Raw genomic sequence first — 21820 nt, 5'->3', positions numbered from 1 at the left:
TCCTATCAGGCGCCGCGGTCCCCGCGCCGGTTCGCGCGTCCCAGCTCGTCGACGATGAGCAGCTCCGGCCGGAACCGGTCGGTGTCGTGCGCGACCCGCGCGATCAGGTGCGCGGCCATCGGGGCGGTGAGCGCCTGGAAGGCCACGATCGCAACCGAGAGCGTGACCGTGCCGAGGGTGAAGTTGTTGACCGCGACATCCGCCGTCACGGCGATGAGGCCGAAGATCTGCGGCTTGGTCGCCGCGTGCAGCCTGCTGAGCACGTCCGGGAAACGCAGCAGGCCGACACCGGCCGCGAGGCACATCAGTGCGGCGGAGAGCACGAGCACCGCCGTCACCACGTCGCCGATCACGTCGGTCACGAGTGCTCCTTCCCGCCGAGGAAGCGGCCGACGGCGAGGGAGCCGAGCACCGCGAACAGGGCGAGCACGAGCAGCACCGGCAGGGTGTCGACGTGCCGGTTGATCGCCATCTCCGCGCCGAGGGCGCAGATCACGGTCGCGACGAGCACGTCGGAGGCGATCACCCGGTCGAGCACGGAGGGGCCGCGAATGATGCGGTACACCGCGCACAGTCCCCCGGCGCCGAACAGCACGGCGGCAACGATCACGACGATTCCCATCAGGCTTCCTTTCCCGGGTCGTCCGGGTTCCGGCGGTCGCGGTCGTCGCCGTCCCGAGCGGATGCCCGGCTCACGTCCCCGGCCGCGGCGCCCGTTGCCGCCGCGACGGCCGCCACGGTATCGCCGAGCGCGAGCCGTTCGAGGTCTTCGCGGGAGCCGAACGCGCCCACGATCCGCCGCTCGGTCGCGAGCACGCTCGCCCGGAAGTGGTCGATCTCGGCGTGCGTCCGCACTCCGAACACATGCAGGTAGAGGGTGGAACTCACCCGGTCGGTGTCGACAACGATCGATCCGGGCACGATCGAGGTCGCAACGGCCGTCCAGGTCAGGATGAGGTCGCTCCGGGTGCGGAGCGGCACCGCGATGATCGCGCTGTCCGGGCCTGCCGGCCTTCGGAACGGCCTCAGGGCGAGCCAGGCGACCTGCACGGACGCGCGCACGATGTCGCCGAGCAGTCGGAGCAGGAAGCCGAGGGTGCGTGCCGGGTTGATCCGGCCGCTCAATTGCACGGCGGGGAGGTAGAACACGACGGAGACGAGCGAGGCGAGCACGGCCCCGGTCACGAGGTTGAGCCAGGAGAAACTGCCCCAGAGCAGCATCCAGAGGAACACGAGCCCGAGCCAGAGCGGGAGCTGGTTCAGGAGGGCGGCGCGGCGTTCCGCGCGGGTCGTCACGGTGCGCCACCCGGGAAGACCGCGTCGACGTAGTCGCTCGGGGCTTCGATGTCGGCGGCGGCCCGCGCCGCGAAGTCGAACACGGGACCCGCGAAGACCGTAAGCCCGATGGTCAGCGCGAGGAGGCCGGCCGTGGCGCCGACCATGAGCGGGGAGACGGTCTTGGTCACGACCGTGCCGTCGTCGTGCGGGTCGTCGGTGAGGCGGTCGAGCATGGCCGAGTCGTAGTTCTCAACCTCGCGGCGCGGGCGCCAGAAGGCCATATTCCATGCGCGCGCGAGGGCGTAGAGGGTCAGGAGCGAGGTGGCCGCTCCCGCCCCGATCACCGCCCACGCGAGTGGGGTGCCGAGCTGTGCCCCGGCCTGGAACAGGGCGAACTTGCCGAGGAAGCCGGAGAACGGCGGGATGCCGCCGAGGTTCATCGCGCCGATGAAGAACAGCACCGCGACAACGGGAGCGGCCTTGAGCATGCCGCCGAGCCGAGCGAGGGAGGTCGTGCCGCCGACGCGCTCGATGAGCCCGGCAGCGAGGAACAGGGTGGTCTGGACGCTGATGTGGTGCACGACGTAGAAGATCGTCGCCGCGAGGGCGAGCGGGGTGCCGATCGCGATGCCGAAGATCAGGTAGCCGATGTGGCTGACCAGGGTGAAGGACAGCAGCCGCTTGATGTCAGCCTGGGCGAGCGCTCCGAGGATGCCGATCAGCATCGTGAGCGCGGCGACGATGAGGAGCGGCACCTGGAACGGGTTGCTCGGGAAGAGCAGGGTCTGGGTGCGCAGGATCGCGTAGACGCCGACCTTGGTGAGCAGTCCCGCGAAGACCGCCGTGACCGGGGCCGGTGCCGTCGGGTAGGAGTCCGGGAGCCAGAACGAAAGCGGGAACACGGCGGCCTTCACCGAGAAGGCGAGGAGGAGCATCAGCCCGAGGATGCCCTGCACGTCTCCGGGCAGGGCGGGGATGCGCTCGGCGAGGAGGGCGAGGGTCACGGTCCCCGTCGCGCCGTAGATCAGGGCGATCGAGCTGAGGAAGAGGATCGAGGAGACCAGGCTCACGACGATGTAGGTGACCCCGGCACGGATGCGCGCACCGGTGCCGCCGAGGGTGAGCAGCACGTAGCTGGCCGAGAGCAGCATCTCGAAGCCGACGTAGAGGTTGAACAGGTCCCCGGCGATGAACGCGTTGAACAGTCCGGCGGCGAGCACCAGGTAGGTCGGGTGGAAGATCGAGACCGGGGTTTCCCTGTCGCCGTCGACGATGCCCTGGCCGACGGCGAAGAGCAGCACTCCGAGGAGCATCACGGCCGAGACGAGCAGCATCAGTGCGGAGAGCCGGTCGACGACGAGCACGATCCCCCACGGCGCCTGCCACCCGCCGACGTGCACGACGGCGGGTCCCTGCTGGTCGACGAGCACGAGCAGGGTGGCGCTGATCAGGGCGACCGCGGTGAGCGAGGCGACGCCGACGCTGATCTGGGTCACGGTGCGCCGGCCGAGGGCGAGCGTGATCGCACTGCCGAGCAACGGGATGGCGACGACAAGGGGGACGAGGACAGTCGCGAGGTTCATCGGGCGGCATCCGTGTTCCCGGGGCGGGCGTGCGCCCCGTCGTCGTGGTCGTAGTCGTCCGGGTCCTCGTGATCGTCGGGGTCGTCATGATCGCTCGCGTCGTCATGATCGCTCGCGTCGAGGGACGCGCGCACGGCCGCATCGTCGTCGGTGGACGACCGGAAGTCCTGCTCCGCCGAGGACGCGGTCTCGGTGGCGTGCTCGTCGGTGAGGGTGTCGCCCTCGTCGCCGAGCTGGGCGAGCCACCATGCCCGGTAGACGAGGGCGAGGATGAGCGCGGTGATGCCGAAGTTGATCACGATCGCGGTGAGCATGAGGATCTGCGGCACGGGATCGACCATGTCGGCATCGCTCGCGGTGCCGGTGATGATCGGCGAGCTGCCCGGCCGGCCGCTCATGATGAAGATCAGCAGGTTCGTCGCGTTGCCGACGAGGACGAACCCGATCAGCACCCGGGTGAGGCTGCGTTCGAGCATGATGTAGACGCCGGTCGCGTAGAGCGCGGCCATGATCAGGACCAGGGTCAGCGAGGCGCTCACGGGACCACCTCGGGGACGGGCTCAGCGCCGGGCCCGGCGCCGGGCGCCGCTGCGGCGGCCCCGTCCGCGGTCGCCGAGGCGTCCGACCCGGCGGGCGGGGCCTCGCCGGCGTCGCTCTGCCGGTCGATCTCGCTGCCGAGGCTGCGGAGGATGTCGAGGGCGAGGCCGATCACGACGAGGTACACCCCGATGTCGAAGATGGTCGAGGTGCCGAAGGAGAGGTGGCCGAGCAGGGGCACGTCGATGCTCGCGTACCCGGACTGCAGCGGAATGCCGGTGACGAACAGCGAGGCGACCGCGGTACCGACGGCGAGGATCACGCCGAGGCCGAGGATCTTGCCCGGGTCGATCGGGGCAGCCTCCCCCAGTTCGTAGCGTCCTCCGGCGAGGTAGCGGGCGACGAGGGCGAGACCGGCGAGGAGACCCCCGGCGAAGCCGCCCCCTGGCGCGTTGTGCCCGGCGAAGAGCAGGAACACCGACACGACGATCGCCGGGTGGAAGAGCAGCCGCACGATGACCTCGATCAGGATCGACCGGTCCGCCGGCCTGATCGTGCGCCCGGCGAGCAGCCAGGACTGCCGGGTGACGGCGTGGCCGGCCGAGGAGGCCTGCGGGTCGGCCACGACGCGGCGGCGGTTGCGCGGCGACCGCTGGGTGCGGGAGCCCTTCAGCCGCGGCAGGGTCTCGGTGCGCCCGGAAACGAAGAGCAGGCTCGCGACGCCGGTCGCGACGACGATGAGAACGGATACCTCCCCCATCGTGTCCCAGGCCCGGATGTCCACGAGGGCGACGTTGACGATGTTGGTGCCGTGCGCCTCGAGCGTCAGGCGGGGCAGGTCGAGGGCGATGCTCGGGTCCTGCCGGGCGCCGAGGGCGATCACCGCGATCGTGCCCATCGTGAGACCGACGAGGATGCCGATCAGCGCGCGACGCCGGCGGTGCAGGGGTGCCTGCGGCCGGGCGACGTTCACGGGCAGTCGGCGCAGCACGAGCACGAAGACGACGAGCGTCATCGTCTCGACGAGCGCCTGCGTCAGGGCGAGGTCGGGTGCACCGTGGAACGCGAACAGGGCCACCATGCCATAGCCGGTCACCCCCGCGAGCAGCACCGCCGTCATCCGCTGCCCGGACCGGGAGGCGGCTATCGCCGCGAGGATCATGATCACGGCGATGATGACCTGGCCGGGGTAGTCCCAGAGCACGACCGTGTCGGGCCAGGTGCGGTTGACCGTGGCGGCGAGGCCGAGGGCGAGCACGAAGACCACGAGGATCGTGCCGAGATACTGCGGCAGCCCGCCGTGCTGTGCGAAATGGGTGAGCCGCGCCGCGGTGCGGTCGACAGTGCGCACGAGCAGCCCGTAGCCGCGGCCCGCGTCGACGGTGCCGGGCACCCGCTCCTGCAGCGCAGCGACCCGGCGACGCCTCCAGAACATCGCGGCGCCGAGGGTGAGCACGACCGCGGTGATGCCCAGGGCCGGTTCGAACCCGTGCCAGAGGGCGAGGTGCGCGTGCCCGCCGCCGGGGACGGTGTCCGCGTACGGCGCGAGGAGCGGATCGAGCGCCCCGGCGAGCGGGCCGAGCACGATCGTCGCGGCGGCGAGCAGCCCCGGCGCGAGCAGGATGTCCCAGCGGCTCGGGTGCAAGGCCGTCGGCGCACGCCCGGTCCGGGACGCGAATGCGCCGTGAAAAAAGCGGATGCTGTAAGCCACGGTCAGGACCGAGCCCACCGCGGTGCCGGCGAGGGCCGCCCAGCCCCAGCCGTCGCCGTGCAGGCCCGCCTCGAGGAAGGCCGTGAAGACCGCCTCCTTGGCGACGAAGCCGAGCAGGGGCGGGAGGCCGGCCATCGAGGCCACGGCGACGAGCGCGATCGCGGCGAGCGCCGGGTCACTGCGGCCGATTCCGGACAGCTTCCGGAGGTCGCGGGTGCCCGCACGGTGGTCGATGATCCCGACGACGAGGAAGAGCGCGGCCTTGTAGAGCGCGTGGGCCAGGAGCAGCGCAACCCCGGCGAGCGCCGCGTCGCGGGTGCCGAAGCCGACGACGACCATGATGAAGCCGAGCTGGCTCACGGTGCCGTAGGCGAGCACGAGCTTGAGGTCGTGCTGGCGCAGGGACCGCCACGCGCCCACGAGCATCGTCCAGATGCCGATCGTCATGAGCACCGGCATCCACCCCTCGGTGTCGGCGTACCCGGGGGCGAGCCGGGCGACGAGGTAGATGCCGGCCTTCACCATGGCCGCGGCGTGCAGGTAGGCGCTCACCGGGGTGGGGGCGGCCATCGCGGCGGGGAGCCAGAAGTGGAACGGGACGAGTGCCGACTTGGAGAACGCCCCGACGAGGATGAGCAGGACGGCCCAGGTCGCGACCGGGCCGGTGACGGGGTGCGTGACGAGCAGGGCGAGCGAGGTGGTCCCGGCCTCGACGCTGAGCATCACGACGCCGACGAGCATGACGAGTCCGCCGAACGTCGTCACGATGAGTGCCTGCAGCGCGGCGCCCCTGCTTTCCCTGCGGAACGTGTAATGGCCGATCAACAGGTAGGAGAGCACGCTCGTGATCTCCCAGAACATGAACATCACGACCACGTCGTCCGCGGTCACGAGGCCGTACATGGTGCCGGCGAAGGCGAGGAGGCAGGCGGCGAAGCGGCCGAGTGCCGGTTCGTCCGCGTCGAAGTACCTCGCGCAGTAGAGGAGCACGAGCGCGCCGACCCCGGTCACGACGAGGGCGAGCAGCCAGGCGAGGGTGTCGACGCGGAAGGACAGCGCGACGCCGAGCTGCGGAATCCATGGCACGCTCTCGGTGACCGAGCCGCCCTGCGTGACCGTCGCGGTCTGGGTGAGCGTGACGACGAACGCCGCGGCGGGCAGGAGCGCGATCAGATAGAACACCCGGGTCGACAGCACGCGGGTGAGGGCCGGCGTCAGGACGGACAGCACCAGGAAGGCGAGCAGGATCGTCGTCATGCGGCCTCCGGCTCTGATCTGGGGTCAGGGGTGATCAAGTCTACCTAGTGCCCGATGGACGAACCCTGTTAGGGGGCACCGCCGCCGCGCCGGTAGGGTGGGCGAAAGCAACTGGATCGGAAGTGCCCCCATGACAAGTGCCATCCGGGGGCCACAACGCCCCGATCCGACCGGGTCAGAACCCGGGCAGCAGCCCGGCCACGAGCACGGGCACGAGCACCACGGCCTGCCGGTCGAGACGCCGCTCGAGCACATCCACGACGCGACGAGCGTGCACGAGGACGCCGGCCTGCACAAGGGGCTCAAGGGCCGCCAGGTGCAGATGATCGCCATCGGCGGAGCGATCGGCACCGGGCTCTTCCTCGGCGCAGGCGGCCGGCTCGCATCCGCCGGCCCCTCCCTCGTCTTCGTGTACGCGATCTGCGGGTTCTTCGCGTTCCTGATCCTGCGCGCGCTCGGCGAGCTCGTGCTGCACCGCCCGTCGTCCGGCTCCTTCGTCTCCTATGCGCGTGAGTTCTTCGGCGAGAAGGCCGCGTTCGTCACCGGCTGGCTGTACTGGATCAACTGGGTGATGACGGCGATCGTCGATGTCACGGCCGTCGCGCTCTACATGAACTTCTTCGCCAAGTACTGGGCGCCCTTCGGGAGCGTGCCGCAATGGCTCTACGCGCTGACGGCCCTCGCTGTCGTGCTGTGCCTCAACCTGCTGTCGGTGAGCGTGTTCGGCGAACTCGAGTTCTGGTTCGCGCTGATCAAGGTCGTCGCGATCGTGTCCTTCCTGCTCGTCGGCACCTGGATGGTGATCTTCGGCACCCCGATCCCCGGCCAGGAGGCCGGCTTCAGCCTGATCACGGACAACGGCGGCTGGTTCCCGAACGGGGTGCTCGCCTCGATCGTCGTCGTGCAGGGCGTCGTCTTCGCCTACGCCTCGATCGAGCTCGTCGGCACGACCGCCGGCGAGACCGCCCACCCCGAAACGGTGATGCCGAAGGCGATCAACACCGTGATCGTGCGCATCGCGGTGTTCTACGTCGGCTCGATCCTGCTGCTCTCGCTGCTGCTGCCGTACACCGCGTACCAGGCCGGCGTCAGCCCCTTCGTGACCTTCTTCGGCAGCATCGGCGTCGGCGGGGTCGACGTGATCATGAACCTCGTCGTACTGACGGCAGCCCTGTCCTCGCTCAATGCCGGCCTCTACTCGACGGGACGGATCCTCCGGTCGATGTCGCTCGCGGGATCGGCGCCGCGCTTCGCCGGGAAGGTGAGCCGCACCGGGGTGCCGTTCGGCGGCATCCTCTTGACCGGCGTCGTCACCCTGCTCGGCGTCGGCCTCAACGCGATCGTGCCGGATGAGGCGTTCGAGATCGTGCTCAACATGGCGGCGATCGGGATCATCAGCGCGTGGGGAATGATCGTGCTCTGCCAGCTGCGCCTGCAGGCGTGGGCCAAGCGCGGGATCCTGAAGCGTCCGGCGTTCCGCCTGTTCGGCGCGCCGTACACCGGGTACGCGAGCCTCGGCTTCCTGGCGACGGTTCTCGTGCTGATGGCCTTCGACTGGCCGGTCGGCACGCTCACGATCAGTTCCCTGATCGTCATCATTCCCGCGCTCATCGTCGGCTGGTATGCCTGCCGCGGCCGGATCCTGCAGATCGCGCTCGCCCGCGACGGCAAGACCGGGGCCTTCCCGATCAAGGCAAACCGGCCGCTCGCCGACGAGCAGGGGAACGGGAAGTCCCCGCACTAGGGACAGGCCGGCGCCGCTCTCACCGACGGGTGTGGTCGCGGCGACCGGGTTCAACGAGCGACGAGCGACGAGCGACGAGCGACGAGCGACGAGCGACGAGCGACGAGCGACGGTCGAGCCTCGACCCGTGCCCCGCGGCCGCGTTACGCGGCCGAGCGGCGGCGGATCACCAGTTGGCTCACCAGCACGAGCACGAGCGCGGCGACGAGGATCCCGACGTAGACGAACGGCACGGAGGTGATGCCTGAGCGTTCCAGCAGGATTCCGCCGAGGAGGGCGCCGCCGCCGATGCCGGTGTTGAACGCGGTCGTGTAGAAGGCGCTCGCGGTGTCGCGGATGCGCCGGGACGCCGTGTGCATCAGTCGCGTCTGCAGGAGCGCGGGGAGCGCGCCGAACGCGATGCCCCAGAGCAGGAATGCGACGATCGCGACCGGGAGCATGCCACTCCAGATGCTCAGCGCCGAGACGCTGACCGCGCTCACGACGAGTCCGAGCACGATGCCGAGCTGGGGTCGCGCGGAGAAGACCGTGCCGCTGAGGAGCAGTCCGACGGCACCGGCGATCCCGTACGCGAACAGGAACGGGGCGATCGCGGACGGATCGACCCCGAGCCCGTCGATCAGGAACGGCGCGATGTACGTGTAGAAGGAGTAGTGACCGATCATGATCAGGGCCGCGATGACACAGATCAGGGCGACGGGTGCGATCGTCGGGTCCCGGCGCGCGGGGGCCTGGGGGCGGGGGGCTGCTGCCTGGGCCGGGACCGTCAGAGGTGCCGATGCCGGGTCGGGCACGGATGCTGGGGCGGTCACGGACGCCGGGTCGGAACCGGATGCTGACGCGGGCTGGACCGACGCCGCGCTTGCGTTCGAGGCGTCGAGGGCGGATGCCGCGGCATCCGTCGCCTGCGCCGGAGCACCCCGGTCGCTGCGCGGCGGGGCCACGTAGTGCTCGACCTTCGGCAGGAACCGCCAGACGAGGGCCGCGCCGATGAGCATGAGCACGGCGAGCAGGACGAAGGACAGCCGCCAGCCGAGCGCGTGCCCGGCCGCCGTGCCGAGGGGCACGCCGAAGACGAAGGCGAGGGTGCCGCCGGAGATCGTGATCGAGATCGCCCGGCCGATCTGTTCCTTGGGCACGAGGTGGGCGGAGTACGCGCCGACGACGCCCCAGAACAGGCCGTGGGCGAGGCCGCCGAGCACGCGGGTGGCGACGACGAGTTCGTAGCTGGGGGCGAGCGCGGTGAGCACGTTGCTGAGCGCGAAGACGAGGAGCACGAACACGATCAGGCCGTGCCGCGGCAGCCGTTTCGTGAGCAGGGCGAGGGGGGTGCTCGTGAGCACGACGGTGAACGCGAACCAGCTCACGAGCAGGCCGGTCTGCGACTGCGGCACGCCGAGGTCAGCGCTCATCTCCGGGAGCAGGCCGGTCGGCAGCATCTCGGAGGTGACGGAGAGGAACACGGCGCCGGAGAGGGCGAGCAGCCCGATCCAGGGGAACCGGGCGGGAGGAGTCGAGGCGACCGAGCCGGTGCGGGGGCGGTCGGAGTGCGCGGTCGCGCCGTTGGCGGGATCGAAGCGGGGCAGCTCGATCGGCGAAGTCAGGGACATGGATGTGCTCACAGAGGGCTGGGCCTGCAGCCCGGGCGGGCCGGGCCGGCGCCAGCCGGATCGTGTGCGCGCAGCGTGCGCGCCCGGGGCCTGTCGCTTGTGCCGGCCGCATCCAGCCTAACCGACGGCCCGGCGGCAGCCGATAGCCTAGACGGATGACTAGTTCCACTCCGCTGCCCGCACATCACCACTGGGTCATCGCTCTCGTCTGCGTCGACCAGCCGGGCATCGTCCACGCCGTGAGCGGCGCCATCGTGCAGGCCCAGGGCAACATCACCGAGAGCCAGCAGTTCACCAGCGCCGACACCGGCCGGTTCTTCATGCGGCTCCAGATCGAGTCACCCGCCTCCCGCGAGGAGCTCACGGCCGCCCTCGCGCCCGTCGCCGAGCGCTACGCGATGGTCTCGGTCATCGACCTCGTCGGCCGGCCGCTTCGCACCCTCGTCCTCGCCTCGACCGCGGGCAACTGCGTGAACGACCTGCTGTTCCGGCACCGCGGCGGCCAGGTGCCGATCGAGATTCCGCTCGTGTTGAGCAACCACGGCACCCTGCGCGACCTCGTCGGCTTCTACGGGGTGCCGTTCGAGTCACTCCCGATCACGGATGCCGCGAGCAAGGCCGCCTTCGAAGCCCGGGTCATCGAGGCGATCGAGGACAACGACATCGAGCTCGTCGTGCTCGCGCGGTACATGCAGATCCTGTCCCCGGAGCTGTGCGCGGTCCTCGAGGGCCGGGCTATCAACATCCACCACTCGTTCCTGCCCGGGTTCAAGGGTGCGAACCCGTACAAGCAGGCCCATGCGCGCGGGGTGAAGCTGATCGGCGCGACCGCGCACTTCGTGACGAGCGATCTCGACGAGGGGCCGATCATCGAACAGAACGTGGTCCGGGTGGACCATTCCCGTACGCCGGCCGAGCTCGTCGCGATCGGCCAGGACGAGGAGAGCCGCACCCTCACGCAGGCGGTGACCTGGTTCGCCGAGCACCGCGTGCTGCTCGACGGCGCCCGCACGATCATCTTCAAGTAGGCCGCAGGCATCCTCCAGCCCCCCGACCCCCGACCCCGCCGGGGTGTTCCGAATTCAGGAGTTGACGCCGAAACCGGGCTGAATCCGGGCTAATCGGGCCCGATCGGGGCTCAACTCCTGAATTCGGGACAGGGCCGCCCGTGGCTTTGGCAGCGGATGCCGCGAGGTGCGCTCGATAGGATAGGCGGGTGACTGACTCCCGTGCCCTGCCGAAGATCGGGTTCAACGACATCCTGCGGTTCCTGCTCGAACTGTTCGCCTTCGTCACACTCGCGGTGTGGGGCTTCACGACGTGGCCGTTCCCGTGGCCCGCGCTCCTCGTCGGCGTCGTCGCGCCCGCGTTCGCGATCACGCTCTGGGCGCTGTTCCGGTCGCCCAAGGCCGTCTTCCGGCTCGACCCCTTCGGCAAGGCGATCATCGAGATCGCCGTCGTCGGCGCTGCCGCGATCGCCTGGTGGGACATGGGCCTGCCGATCATCGGGGGCGTCTTCGCGGTCGTCGCTACGGTCAGCGGCGTCCTCTCCGGTCGCGCCGAACTCCGCTAGCTAGCCCCTCGCTCGCACCCGCGCCCGCGCCGGCTTCCGCAAGCCGCGCCCGTTTCCCCTGGCGCCCGCAGGAACGGATGCCCGCGGCCAGCCGGGACGGACCACTCACGCCCACGACCACACCCGCGCCGGTTTCCGCAAGCCGCGCCCGTTTCCCCTGGCGCCCGCGCCGGTTTCCGCAGGCCGCGCCCGAAACGGCAGGCGCGGGCTGCCGAAACAGTAGCGGATGCCGCGGGCGACACCCGCAGACCAGGCCGCGCCGGTTTCCGCAAGCCGCTCCCGTTTGCGCTGAAGGCCGCGCCGGTTTCCGCAAGCCGCTCCCGAAACGGCAGGCGCGGGCTGCCGAAACCGGCGCGGGCGCGGGCTGCTGCCCGCCGGCGGGTGCCGGCGGTCAGGCGGGACGGACCGCGCGGGTCTCGCGCGGCATCCGCAGGGCGAGGGCGCTCGTCGCGAGGAAAAACAGCGCACCGACACCGAACGCGACCGGGTACGAGACGGAGTCGGCGAGCAGGCCCGCCGCGAGCGGGCCGATGATCGCCCCGAAGTCCGAGAACATCGAGAAGACCGCGACCGGGCGTCCGCCGCCGGCCCCCGCTGCGTCGCCGACCGCGGCGGCGGGGGCCGTGCCGAGGAACGCCGAGGCGACCCCGTAGACGCAGAGCAGCACGGTCAGCACCACGATATTGGGCGCGAACGGGACCGCGAAGATGGTGACGGCCGCGAGCAGGCACGCGCCGATGATCGCCGGCCGGCGTCCGACGGTGTCCACGAAACGGGCGGCGGGCGCGAGTGCGAGCGTCTGGGCGACCGCAGCGACGGCGAAGGCCACGCCGGTCCACGAGCTCGGGCCGCGCAGCACCTCGACGACGAGAACGGGGATCAACGCGTTGCGCACGCCGAACGAGGTCCAGCCCTGCGCGAAGTTGGCCAGGCACGCGGCCCGGAACCGGGGGTCGGCGAGCACCGTGCGGAACGGGACCCGGGGCGCCGACGTGCCGGAGGCATCCGCCGGCGCGTTGCGATAGCCCGGGCTCAGCAGCAGAAGCCCGAGCACGCCCGCGATCGCGAGCGTGCCCGCGTAGAAGAAGAACGGCGCGGTGAGCGAGATCGTCGCGAGGAGGCCGCCGAGCGCGGGTCCCGCCATGCCGCCGAGCAAGAACCCGCCCTGGTAGAAACCGATGGCGCGGCCGCGGATGCCCGGAGCGGTCGAGCCGAGCAGGAGGGTCATCGCCGAGACGGTGAACATCGCGGAGCCGATGCCGCCCGCCCCGCGCAGCAGGAGCAGCTGCGGGTAGTTCTGGGCGATGCCCGCGAGCCCGCTCGAGAGGGCGACGATGCCGATGCCCGCCGCGAGGATGGTCCGCTCCCCCGCCCAGTCGATCAGGCGCCCGCAGAACGGGCTCGCGACGAACCGCATCAGCGCGAACGCGGAGACGACCGCGCCGATCTCGAGGTTGCCGACGCCGAAGCTCCGCACGTAGACGGGCAGCACCGGGACGACGACCCCGAAGCCGACCATGACGAAGAAGGCGATCACGCCGAGGACGAGCACATCCCGGGAGAGGCGCGGCTGCGCATCCGCCGCCGAGGTCGGGGTTCGGGGGCGGAAGAATCGCATCTCCTCAGGCTAAGCGGTCGGAGCACGGCCGGGTGGCCGCCCGCCGGGCCACACGGCTGTCGGGGTGCTGGATTGCCGGGCTGCCGGAGCAACCAGGGCTACCAGGGCTACCAGGCCAGGCGGATGCCGCAGCTCAGCCGGCGAGCACAGTCTCCGGTTCGGGATGCGGGGTCTTGACCTCGGCGGCGAGCGCGGCATCCCGCCGCCCGCCGATGGCCCGCAGCGCGTTGAGGATCGTCGCGAGGTCGACGAGTTCCTGCAGCAGCGCCCCGATCGTCGCCGGGATCAGGCCGAAAGCAGCGAGACCCATCAGGACCAGGCTGAGCGCAATGCCGAGCCAGATGCTCTGCAGCGCAATCCGGATGGTGTCCTTGCCGATCGCGACCGCCCTGGCCGTGCGGGAGATATCGTCGATCAGGATGACGACGTCGGCGGACTCGCTCGCCGCGGTCGCTCCACGCGCTCCCATGGCGACGCCGACGTCCGCGACCGCGAGCACGGGCGCGTCGTTCACCCCGTCGCCGACCATGATCACCGGGCGCTGCGTGATCGCGCGAACGGCGTTGACCTTGTCGACCGGCAGGCAGTCTGCCTGCACATTGTCGATACCCACGAGCCCGGCGATGTGCTCGGCCGTCGGCCGGGCGTCTCCGGTGAGCATGACCGTGTTGTGGATACCGAGGGCACCGAGGTCGGCGATCGTCTGGCGGGCGTTATCACGCAGCCGGTCGCTCGCGACGATGCTCCCGGCGAAGCGCCCGTCGACGGCGACGTAGATGGCGAGCTCACCGCCGTCGAGGCGTGCCTGGGCGGCGTCCGGAGCCATCCCTGCGATGTACGAGAACTTGCCGACGGCGATTTCCCGGCCGTCGAGCGTTGCGACGACGCCGTGCGCCGGCACTTCGCTCGCCGTGTCGGTCGCCGTGAGGTCGAGGTCCCTGGCCTTGGCCGCAGCGATGACGGACGCCGCGAGCACGTGCGAGGAGTACTGCTCGGCCGACGCGGCGAGCGCGAGAACCTCGTCGGCGTCGAACCCGGCCGCGGGCAGCACCCGGGCGATCGTCGGGGTGCCGTGGGTGAGCGTGCCGGTCTTGTCGAAGACGGCCGTGCGGGCGGTCGAGAGGGACTCGAGCACTCCGCCGCCCTTGACGATGATGCCGTTGCGCGCAGCACGACTCATGCCGCCCATGAAGGCGATCGGCGCGGAGATGAGCAGCGGGCACGGGGTCGCCACGACGAGCACCTCGGCGAAGCGCAGCGGGTCCCCGGTGAGCAACCAGGCGAGCCCAGCGACGGCGAGCGCGACCGCGGTGAACGGCACCGCGTAGCGGTCGGCGAGCCTCACGACGGGGGCCTTGCTCGCCGAGGCTTCCTCGACGAGCGCGACGATCTGCTGGTACTGGCTGTTCGCAGCGGTCGCCGTTGCGCGGATCGTCGCGGCCGCCTGGCCGTTGATCGACCCGGAGAGGATGGCGTCGCCGGCGTTCCGCTCCACCGGCAGGCTCTCCCCGGTGAGGGACGATTCGTCGAAGGCCGCGCTCGCGGATTCGAGCACCCCGTCGACCGGGACGATCTCGGCCGGGCGGACGAGCAGAAGGTCCCCGGCCTGCACGTCCGTGGCCGGAACGTCTTCGACGTCCGCCTGGTCTCCCCCGGACGGGATCCGGTGGGCGTTCTGCGGCGCCCGGTCGAGCAACGCATTGAGTTCCCGCTTGGCCCGGTTCACCGCGAAGTCTTCGAGGGCCGCTCCCCCGGTGAGCATCAACACGATCAGGAGGGTCGCGACGTACTCGCCGACCAGCACCGTGGCCACAATGGCCGTGATCGCGAGCAGGTCCACGCCGAAGCTGCCGCGGCGCAGCTGTTTGACCATGCCGACGGCGGAGATCGCGGCGACGAACAGGCCGAAGCCGCCGAAGAGCCAGACCAGGCTGTCGGCGAGGCCGCAGAGCGCGAGCCCGATTCCGACCAGCCCGAGCACGATGGTCGCGGCGACAAGCGGATACCGCCGTGCGGCGGCGAGCAGACGGGACATGCTTCAAGTGTCGTCCCATCCCCCGATCACCGCCAGCAAGGTGAGGCTCCCCTGTCAGGCACGGATGTCCGGCCCGCGCGCGGCGGGCCGGGCATCCGTTTCGAGGGGGACGACTCAGAGCACGAGCGCGGTCATGAAGGCCGCGTTGATGGCCTCGCCGACCTTGGCCGGGTGCACGCAGTCGCCGAGCGGATGCACGTTGGCGCGTCCCGCGAGCGCGAGCGTGAGTGCCGTGTTGGGGCGCACCCCGAAGGCCGCGATCACGGTCGACGCGGCGACGTGCACGGCGCCGTCCGGGCCGGTCGCGGTCAGGCCGTCGGCGTCGACGGAGGTGACGGTGTGGCCGGTGAGGATCCGGACGCCCTTCTCGGCGAGTTCGCGCAGCAGGGTGATCCGGTTGATCACGATCATGTCGCGGGCGAGCTCGTCGGCGAGTTCGACGATCGTGACGTTGCAGCCCTGGCCGGCGAGTTCGAGCGCGGCGTCGGAACCCGAGAGCCCGCCGCCCGCGATGACGACGTCATGGCCGACGGGGGCGCCGCGGTGGAAGTCGAGCACGTCGATCACGTTCGGGCCGTCGAGGCCCGGGATGGGCGGCATCAGCGGAATGGACCCGGTCGCGACGATGATCTCGTCGGCCTCGAAGGTCGCGAGCGAGTCCGCTGTGACGGTCGAGTCGAGGTGTACGGACACGGGCAGGTGGGTGAACTGGCGTTCCCACCAGCCGATCATCGCGCGCAGCTCCTTCTTGAACTCCGGCGTCGCCGCGGGCAGCAGCACGCCGCCGAGCGCGGATCCGGCCTCGTAGAGGTCGACGGAGTGTCCGCGGAGCGCCGCGACCCTGGCGGCCTCGAGCCCGCCGGGGCCGCCGCCGATCACGACGACGTGCTTGAGGACATCCGCCTTCTCGACGCGGCGTTCGCGTTCGAAGCCGACCTGGGGGTTCACGGCGCAGCCGAGCGGCAGCGCGAAGAAGGCGTTGCCGACGCACATCGAGTTGCAGCGGATGCACGGGCGGATGTCCGCGCGATTGCCGGCGGTGAGCTTGCCCGCCCACTCCGGGTCCGCGATCAGTCCGCGGCCGATGCCGGCGAAGTCGGCGTCGCCCGCGGCGAGTGCCGCCTCGGCGTTCTCGGGGGTGAGGTTGCCGACGGCCATCACGGGGATGGACACGACGTCCTTGAGTGCGCGGGCGGCCGGGACCATGCACGCGTCGCCGAGGTAGTACGGCGGGAAGACGTAGTCCATGGCCTCGTACGAGCCGTCGTCGGCGATGATGAGGTCGAGGCCGGCCGATGCGAGCACGACGGCGATCGCCTGGCCCTCCGCGGTCGTGCGTCCGCCGGGGAAGCGGTGGTTGACCGAGAGGCGGAAACTGACGGGCAGGCCAGGCGCGTTGGCCTTCACGGCGGCGATGATCTCGGTCGCGAACCGGCAGCGGTTCTCGACACTGCCGCCGTAGACATCCGTGCGGCGGTTCCAGCACGCGCTCATGAACTGGTCGATCAGGTAGCCGGTATGGCCGTGGATGTCGATCGCATCAATTCCCGCGGCGGCGGCGCGGGCGGCGGCTTCGCCGAAGCGCTTGACGAGCACGTGGATCTCGTCGATCTCGAGCGGCCGGCAGAGCACGCTCGGGTCGGCGTAGTGCGGGTTGTCGGAGGCGGAGATCGGCAGCCGGTCCGGGTCGATGACGTTGATGTTGCGGCCGAGGCCTGCGGTGAGCTGGAGGGAGATGAGGCCGCCGACGGCGTGGATCGACTCGGCGAGCGCGGTGAGGCCCGGAAGCGCGGCGTCGGTGTGCACGCAGCAGAGACCGGCGTTGAGCGTCTCGTAGTCCTCGGAGACGGCGCTGATGCCGGTCATCACGAGCCCGGTGCCTCCGCGGGCACGTTCGGTGTAGTACGCGATCTCCTTCTCGGTGAAGAGCCCCTCGTGGGTGCCCATCTCGGTGCCCATCGGCGCCATGATCACCCGGTTCGGGAGCTCGAGGGTGCCGATGCGACCCGGTTTGAGGACGTGTGCGAAGCCTGTCATGGTGTACTTTCCCGTGCGATGTCCGAAGGTCGTCGTCGACCTGGAGCGCAACCCCGGGCGGGAAATCGGGCGGGAAAGATGGAGCAAGAGCAACGACCTGAATTGTTTCAATCCTAGGTGAGCCGCCGGAGTCAAAACCGAAGAAACGCTATGGATTCGTTCCGGATGTTCGGTCCCTCAGCATCGCGAAGTCGATCGCGAGCAGGTATTTGATCCGCTCCTCGCGCATCCGCGCATAGCCGGGGGCATGGCCGTCGACGGTCTGGCGGATCAGGCGTGCGGCGAGGGCCTTCCGGATCTCGTAACTCGCGTCGTGCTGGGCGTTCTCGACGATCGCGGCCAGTTTCTCGTCGTCGTCCGCGACCGCGTGCAGGATGAGGGCGAGGCCCTTGTGGGCGCGACGGCGGCGGGCGAGCCTGCCGAGGTCGAGCCGTTCGTCCTCGGTGAAGCCCTGCGACCAGCGCCGCGACGCGAGTTCGCGCCGTTCCTTCGCGACGCGGGCGGCATCCTCTTCGTTCTGCACGGCCAGGAGCAGCAATTCGTCGCGTGCGACCGTCGCGTAGGACGCTTCGTCGAAGTTGTCGTGCTCGCGGAGTGCCCCGACGATGATGTGGTTCTTCACGGCCATCCGCACCGCGGAGAGGGCGATCAGGAGGCCCTCGTCGATGATCCGTTCCATCGCGTTCATCCGCGGCACCGCATCGGAAGCGCGGGTCGGTCGCTGGACACCGAATGCCATTCAGCTGCCATGCCGCGTCGCTTTCTCGTCCGGGTGAGAAACTATGTCTCTCACCGCAATTTTATGGGCATTCGACAGCAGTGCGCATGCCGCGCGCAATACCCGACGGGAAAGGTCCCGATGTCCCCGCTCGATCCCGGCACGTCCCTGCCCGGCGTCGTCGCGCGCCTCCGGGCGGCGGGGTGCGTTTTCGCCGAGGACGAGGCAGACCTCCTCCTCGGCGAGGCCCGGTCGGCGGCCGAACTCGAGGTCCTGCTCGAACGCAGGGTGGGCGGAGAGCCGCTCGAGTACGTCCTCGGCTGGGCGCAGTTCTGCGGGCTGCGGGTCCGCGTCGAACCGGGAGTCTTCGTGCCCCGGCGACGCACGGCGGCGCTCGTACGCGAGGCCGCCGAGCTCGCCGGTCCCGGCGCGATCGTCGTCGACCTCTGCTGCGGCACGGGAGCGGTCGGCGCCGCCCTGCTCGCGGTCCGGCCGGAACTGGGGCTCGACCTCCTGGCAGCGGACCTCGACCCGGTCGCCGTCCGCTGCGCCCGCGTCAACCTGCCGGGGCGGACCGTGGTCGAGGGCGATCTTTTCTCCCCCCTGCCCACGGCCCTGCGCGGCCGGGTCGCCCTCCTGCTCGTGAACGCGCCATACGTGCCGACCGGCTCCATCGAACGGATGCCGCAGGAGGCCAGGGAGCACGAGCACCGACTGGCACTCGACGGCGGTTCGGACGGGCTCGACGTGCAGCGACGGGTCGCCGCGGCGGCGGCCGCGTGGCTCGCCCCCGGCGGCCATCTCCTGATTGAGACGAGTGCGCGCCAGGCGCCGGTCACGAGCGCGCTGTTCGCCAGGAACGGCCTGGTTCCGCGCACGGCGTACCACGAGGACGTCGACGGAACCGTCGTGATCGGCGCGCGCCCCCGCGCTTGACCGGAAGACCGCAGGCACGAAGAAAGGCCCCGACCGTACGGTCGGGGCCTTTCTCGGAACCTGCCCTGGTTACGCCAGGCGCGTCTGCAGGTTCGTGGCGATGGCGGCGAGGAATTCCTCGGTCGTCTGGTAGCCCTGGTCCGGGCCGACGAGCAGAGCGAGGTCCTTGGTCATCTGGCCGCTTTCGACGGTCTTGATGACGACATCCTCGAGGGTCTCGGCGAACTCGGCGAGCGCCGGGTTGCCGTCGAGCTTGGCCCGGTGCGAGAGGCCGCGGGTCCAGGCGTAGATCGAGGCGATCGGGTTCGTCGAGGTGGGCTTGCCCTGCTGGTGCTGGCGGTAGTGCCGGGTCACCGTGCCGTGGGCCGCCTCGGCCTCGACGACCTTGCCGTCGGGGGTGGAGAGCACGCTCGTCATGAGGCCGAGCGAGCCGAAGCCCTGGGCGACGGTGTCCGACTGCACGTCGCCGTCGTAGTTCTTGCACGCCCAGACGTAGCCGCCTTCCCACTTCATGGCGGATGCGACCATGTCGTCGATCAGGCGGTGCTCGTAGGTGAGGCCGGCAGCCTCGTAGCGGGCCTTGAACTCGGTGTCGAAGATCTCCTGGAAGATGTCCTTGAACCGGCCGTCGTATGCCTTGAGGATGGTGTTCTTGGTGGACAGGTAGACAGGGTAGTTCCGCACGAGGCCGTAGTTGAGCGAGGCACGGGCGAAGTCACGGATCGAGCTGTCGAGGTTGTACATACCCATCGCGACGCCGCTGCCGGGAGACTGGAAGACCTCGAAGGTCTGCGCCTCTGAGCCGTCCTTGGGGGTGAAGGTCATGCTGAGCGTGCCCTCACCCTCGAAGCGGAAGTTGGTGGCCCGGTACTGGTCGCCGAAGGCGTGGCGGCCGATGATGATCGGCTTGTTCCAGCCGGGAACGAGGCGCGGGATGTTCGAGATGATGATCGGCTCACGGAAGATCGTGCCGCCGAGGATGTTGCGGATGGTGCCGTTCGGCGACGCCCACATCTTCTTGAGGCCGAATTCCTCGACCCGGGCTTCGTCAGGCGTGATGGTCGCGCACTTGACTCCGACGCCGTGTTTCTGGATGGCGTGGGCGGCGTCGATCGTGATCTGGTCGTCGGTCTCATCGCGCTTCTGGATCGACAGGTCGTAGTACTCGAGGTCGATGTCGAGGTACGGGTGGATGAGCGTGTCCTTGATGGCCTGCCAGATGATGCGCGTCATCTCGTCGCCGTCGAGCTCGACGACGGTGCCTTCAACCTTGATCTTCGCCAATGAATTCTCCTCAGAATGGTGCGCGGCCGCTTGGCCGAGGCAATTCTACAAGACCCCCGCAACTGTCTCGACATCGAGACAGTTAAGGCCCGGCGCACAAAACCCGACTACCACGCCGCTCGGCCGCAGGTTAGCCTGTTGCCATGGGTGAACTACGTCTGGAAGAACTGTCCGCACGCAACATTGTTGCGGCCAATAGCCTCAGTCTCAAGCCGGGCCAGGAGCAGTACGTCGCTCCGGTCTCCTATTCGGTCGCGGGATCCGTGATCAACCCCGCGACGTCGTGGCAGCGGGTCGTGCTGCTCGACGGAGAGGTGGCGGGCTTCATCCACGGCAACTTCGAGCCGGACTCCGTGCACGAGGAATTCCGGGCGTGCATCTGGCGGATCAACGTCGACGCGGATGCCCAGGGCAGGGGCGTCGGCAAGTTCGCTGCAGAGGCCCTCGCCGAGGAGGCCCGCAAACGGGGCTTCGACCACATCACCGTGATCTGGGAACCCGGCGCAGAAGGACCGGAGTCCTTCTTCCACCGGATCGGCTTCGTCGACATCGGCGAGACGGCATACGGCGAGACGATCGGCTCGCTCAAGCTGTAGCGGGCCGCCGGTTCAGCAGCGGGTCATGCGCCTCTCCCCCGACAGCGACTTCGTCACGCACGTCCTCGGCATCGTCGACTCGATTCCCGCCGGGCGGGTGATGACGTACGGCGACGTCGCGGCGGTCCTCGGCTCCCGCGGCGCCCGGGTCGTGGGCCAGATCATGGCGCACTACGGGGCGGATGTCCCCTGGTGGCGGGTGATCCGGGCCGGCGGCCACCCGCCGGTCGCGCACGAGGCCAGGGCGCTGCCGCACTACCGTGCGGAGGGAACGCCGCTCGTCCTGCTGAGCACGGCGGACGCCGGTTACCGGGTCGACTACAGGGCGGCGCGCTGGTCACCGTCCTGAACCGCACCTCGCGGGCGGTGGCGGCAGCGGGTACCGTGCCCCGCATGGACAGCGAAGAAGGCTTTCAGGACCCCGTCGTCACCAACCCCGGCCTCTACCGGGTGATCCTCGAGAATGAGCGGGTACGCGTGCTCGAATACCGGGATACGCCCGGCGCCGCGACCGCACCGCACCGCCATCCGGACAGCGTCATGGTCACCCTGAGCGAGTTCAGCCGGCGGATCTCGTCGAACGGTCGCTCCGTCGACGTCGAGCTTCCCGCCGGGGTCGCGCGCTGGCTTCCCGCCCAGGAGCACACCGGTGCGAACACCGGCCATACCGACACGCATTCGATCTTCATCGAGCTCAAGGAGCCGGCGCGGCATCCTCGCGGACTCACCGACGAGCAGCCGCTCGGCCCGCAGTCCGCGGCGCCGTCCGCGCCGGACACCGACGACGAGGCGAACGTCTGGGGCTTCTCCTAGCGCGTCGCAGGCAAACGGTGTTAGCGTGCGGCATGTCCAGTGAACAGAACGCCACGCATTCCCTCGATCCGCTCGTGACGGATCCCGGCGTCTACCGGGTATTGCTCGAAAACGACCGCGTTCGCGTGCTCGAATTCCTCGATGCCCCCGGCGACACCACCAACCCGCACGAGCATCCAGACAGCGTGATGATCACGTTGAGCGCCTACGCCAGGAGGCTCTCCTTCGAGGGCCGCGAGGTCGACGTCGAACTCCCGGCCGGCGAGACCGCCTGGCTCCCCGCCCAGGAGCACGCCGGCGTGAACATCGGCACGACACCGACCCACGCGATCTTCGTCGAGCTCAAGGAGCAGGCCGTGCGGGCCCCCGATCCCAGCGTGCACCCGCTCGGCCCGGCGCCGCGTCCGCTGATCGGCATCCCGCTGTCCGACGCCTCGAGCGACGAAGAGAAGGCCTGGGGCTTCGCCTGAGCCGACCGGCCCTGCCTGCC

The 21820-nt window shown here is 70.1% G+C and carries 20 protein-coding genes; 8 read left to right on the top strand and 12 right to left on the bottom strand.

Annotated features, from left to right (window positions below; translation table 11 throughout):
- Window positions 1-5: 5 nt before the first annotated feature.
- Genes mnhG through MQH31_RS02060 form a run of 6 tightly spaced genes read right to left on the bottom strand, consistent with a single transcriptional unit; the run spans window position 6 to window position 6366 of the window.
- Entirely contained in the window at window positions 6-362 is a 357-nt protein-coding gene (gene mnhG / locus MQH31_RS02085; RefSeq protein WP_241976138.1) for a monovalent cation/H(+) antiporter subunit G, read from the bottom strand.
- A complete protein-coding gene (locus MQH31_RS02080; RefSeq protein WP_243010724.1) occupies window positions 359-622 on the bottom strand; it encodes an MrpF/PhaF family protein in 264 nt (87 codons plus the stop codon). The genes mnhG and MQH31_RS02080 overlap by 4 nt, the downstream gene beginning before the upstream one ends.
- A complete protein-coding gene (locus MQH31_RS02075; protein ID WP_243010723.1) occupies window positions 622-1296 on the bottom strand; it encodes a Na+/H+ antiporter subunit E in 675 nt (224 codons plus the stop codon). The genes MQH31_RS02080 and MQH31_RS02075 overlap by 1 nt, the downstream gene beginning before the upstream one ends.
- Window positions 1293-2861, bottom strand: coding sequence for a Na+/H+ antiporter subunit D (locus MQH31_RS02070; protein ID WP_243010722.1), 1569 nt, complete (start codon window positions 2859-2861; stop codon window positions 1293-1295). Before MQH31_RS02070 ends, MQH31_RS02075 begins: the two co-directional genes overlap by 4 nt.
- The gene (locus tag MQH31_RS02065) at window positions 2858-3400 is read right to left on the bottom strand and encodes a sodium:proton antiporter (RefSeq protein WP_243010721.1); all 543 of its coding nucleotides are present in this window, start codon (window positions 3398-3400) and stop codon (window positions 2858-2860) included. The genes MQH31_RS02070 and MQH31_RS02065 overlap by 4 nt, the downstream gene beginning before the upstream one ends.
- Complete coding sequence (locus tag MQH31_RS02060) at window positions 3397-6366, bottom strand: Na+/H+ antiporter subunit A (RefSeq protein WP_243010720.1); 2970 nt, start codon at window positions 6364-6366, stop codon at window positions 3397-3399. Before MQH31_RS02060 ends, MQH31_RS02065 begins: the two co-directional genes overlap by 4 nt.
- Before the next feature lie 130 nt (window positions 6367-6496).
- Between MQH31_RS02060 and MQH31_RS02055 the strand changes: the two genes are divergently transcribed.
- Entirely contained in the window at window positions 6497-8110 is a 1614-nt protein-coding gene (locus tag MQH31_RS02055; protein WP_243010719.1) for an amino acid permease, read from the top strand.
- 143 nt (window positions 8111-8253) lie between these two features.
- Here the strand turns inward: MQH31_RS02055 and MQH31_RS02050 are convergent, their stop codons facing one another.
- Window positions 8254-9720, bottom strand: coding sequence for an MFS transporter (locus MQH31_RS02050; RefSeq protein WP_243010718.1), 1467 nt, complete (start codon window positions 9718-9720; stop codon window positions 8254-8256).
- A gap of 155 nt (window positions 9721-9875) precedes the next feature.
- On the opposite strand from MQH31_RS02050, the gene purU reads away from it, so the two are divergent.
- Entirely contained in the window at window positions 9876-10748 is an 873-nt protein-coding gene (purU, locus tag MQH31_RS02045; protein WP_243010717.1) for a formyltetrahydrofolate deformylase, read from the top strand.
- Between the two features lie 188 nt (window positions 10749-10936).
- Complete coding sequence (locus tag MQH31_RS02040; RefSeq protein WP_243010716.1) at window positions 10937-11293, top strand: YrdB family protein; 357 nt, start codon at window positions 10937-10939, stop codon at window positions 11291-11293.
- Window positions 11294-11684: 391 nt separating this feature from the next.
- Here the strand turns inward: MQH31_RS02040 and MQH31_RS02035 are convergent, their stop codons facing one another.
- From MQH31_RS02035 to MQH31_RS02020, 4 genes are all read right to left on the bottom strand, one after another.
- On the bottom strand, window positions 11685-12911 hold the full coding sequence (locus tag MQH31_RS02035; RefSeq protein ID WP_243010715.1) for an MFS transporter: 1227 nt from the start codon (window positions 12909-12911) through the stop codon (window positions 11685-11687).
- Window positions 12912-13044: 133 nt separating this feature from the next.
- The gene (locus MQH31_RS02030; RefSeq protein ID WP_134534028.1) at window positions 13045-14946 is read right to left on the bottom strand and encodes a heavy metal translocating P-type ATPase; all 1902 of its coding nucleotides are present in this window, start codon (window positions 14944-14946) and stop codon (window positions 13045-13047) included.
- Window positions 14947-15060: 114 nt separating this feature from the next.
- Window positions 15061-16983, bottom strand: coding sequence for an oxidoreductase (locus MQH31_RS02025; RefSeq protein WP_243010714.1), 1923 nt, complete (start codon window positions 16981-16983; stop codon window positions 15061-15063).
- A gap of 148 nt (window positions 16984-17131) precedes the next feature.
- Window positions 17132-17722 (bottom strand): hypothetical protein, encoded by a 591-nt coding sequence (locus MQH31_RS02020; RefSeq protein ID WP_243010713.1) that lies wholly within the window; start codon window positions 17720-17722, stop codon window positions 17132-17134.
- Between the two features lie 120 nt (window positions 17723-17842).
- Between MQH31_RS02020 and MQH31_RS02015 the strand changes: the two genes are divergently transcribed.
- The gene (locus MQH31_RS02015) at window positions 17843-18637 is read left to right on the top strand and encodes a putative protein N(5)-glutamine methyltransferase (RefSeq protein WP_243010712.1); all 795 of its coding nucleotides are present in this window, start codon (window positions 17843-17845) and stop codon (window positions 18635-18637) included.
- 69 nt (window positions 18638-18706) lie between these two features.
- Here the strand turns inward: MQH31_RS02015 and MQH31_RS02010 are convergent, their stop codons facing one another.
- Window positions 18707-19921 carry an NADP-dependent isocitrate dehydrogenase gene (locus MQH31_RS02010; RefSeq protein ID WP_134534035.1) on the bottom strand — a complete coding sequence of 405 codons (1215 nt, stop codon included), beginning with the start codon at window positions 19919-19921 and terminating at the stop codon, window positions 18707-18709.
- Between the two features lie 143 nt (window positions 19922-20064).
- Between MQH31_RS02010 and MQH31_RS02005 the strand changes: the two genes are divergently transcribed.
- The 4 genes from MQH31_RS02005 to MQH31_RS01990 are packed head-to-tail and all read left to right on the top strand — an operon-like array spanning window position 20065 to window position 21800.
- Entirely contained in the window at window positions 20065-20517 is a 453-nt protein-coding gene (locus tag MQH31_RS02005; RefSeq protein ID WP_134534037.1) for a GNAT family N-acetyltransferase, read from the top strand.
- Between the two features lie 25 nt (window positions 20518-20542).
- Window positions 20543-20866 carry an MGMT family protein gene (locus MQH31_RS02000; protein ID WP_134534039.1) on the top strand — a complete coding sequence of 108 codons (324 nt, stop codon included), beginning with the start codon at window positions 20543-20545 and terminating at the stop codon, window positions 20864-20866.
- A gap of 44 nt (window positions 20867-20910) precedes the next feature.
- A complete protein-coding gene (locus MQH31_RS01995; RefSeq protein ID WP_243010711.1) occupies window positions 20911-21330 on the top strand; it encodes a cupin domain-containing protein in 420 nt (139 codons plus the stop codon).
- 32 nt (window positions 21331-21362) lie between these two features.
- Entirely contained in the window at window positions 21363-21800 is a 438-nt protein-coding gene (locus MQH31_RS01990) for a cupin domain-containing protein (RefSeq protein ID WP_198415887.1), read from the top strand.
- Window positions 21801-21820 lie beyond the last annotated feature (20 nt).

The sequence above is a fragment of the Cryobacterium zhongshanensis genome (assembly GCF_022760445.1).
Classification (GTDB): Bacteria; Actinomycetota; Actinomycetes; order Actinomycetales; family Microbacteriaceae; genus Cryobacterium; species Cryobacterium algoricola.
The sequence above is the reverse complement of the archived record's forward strand: the minus strand, read 5'-3'. Positions and strand labels throughout refer to the sequence as shown.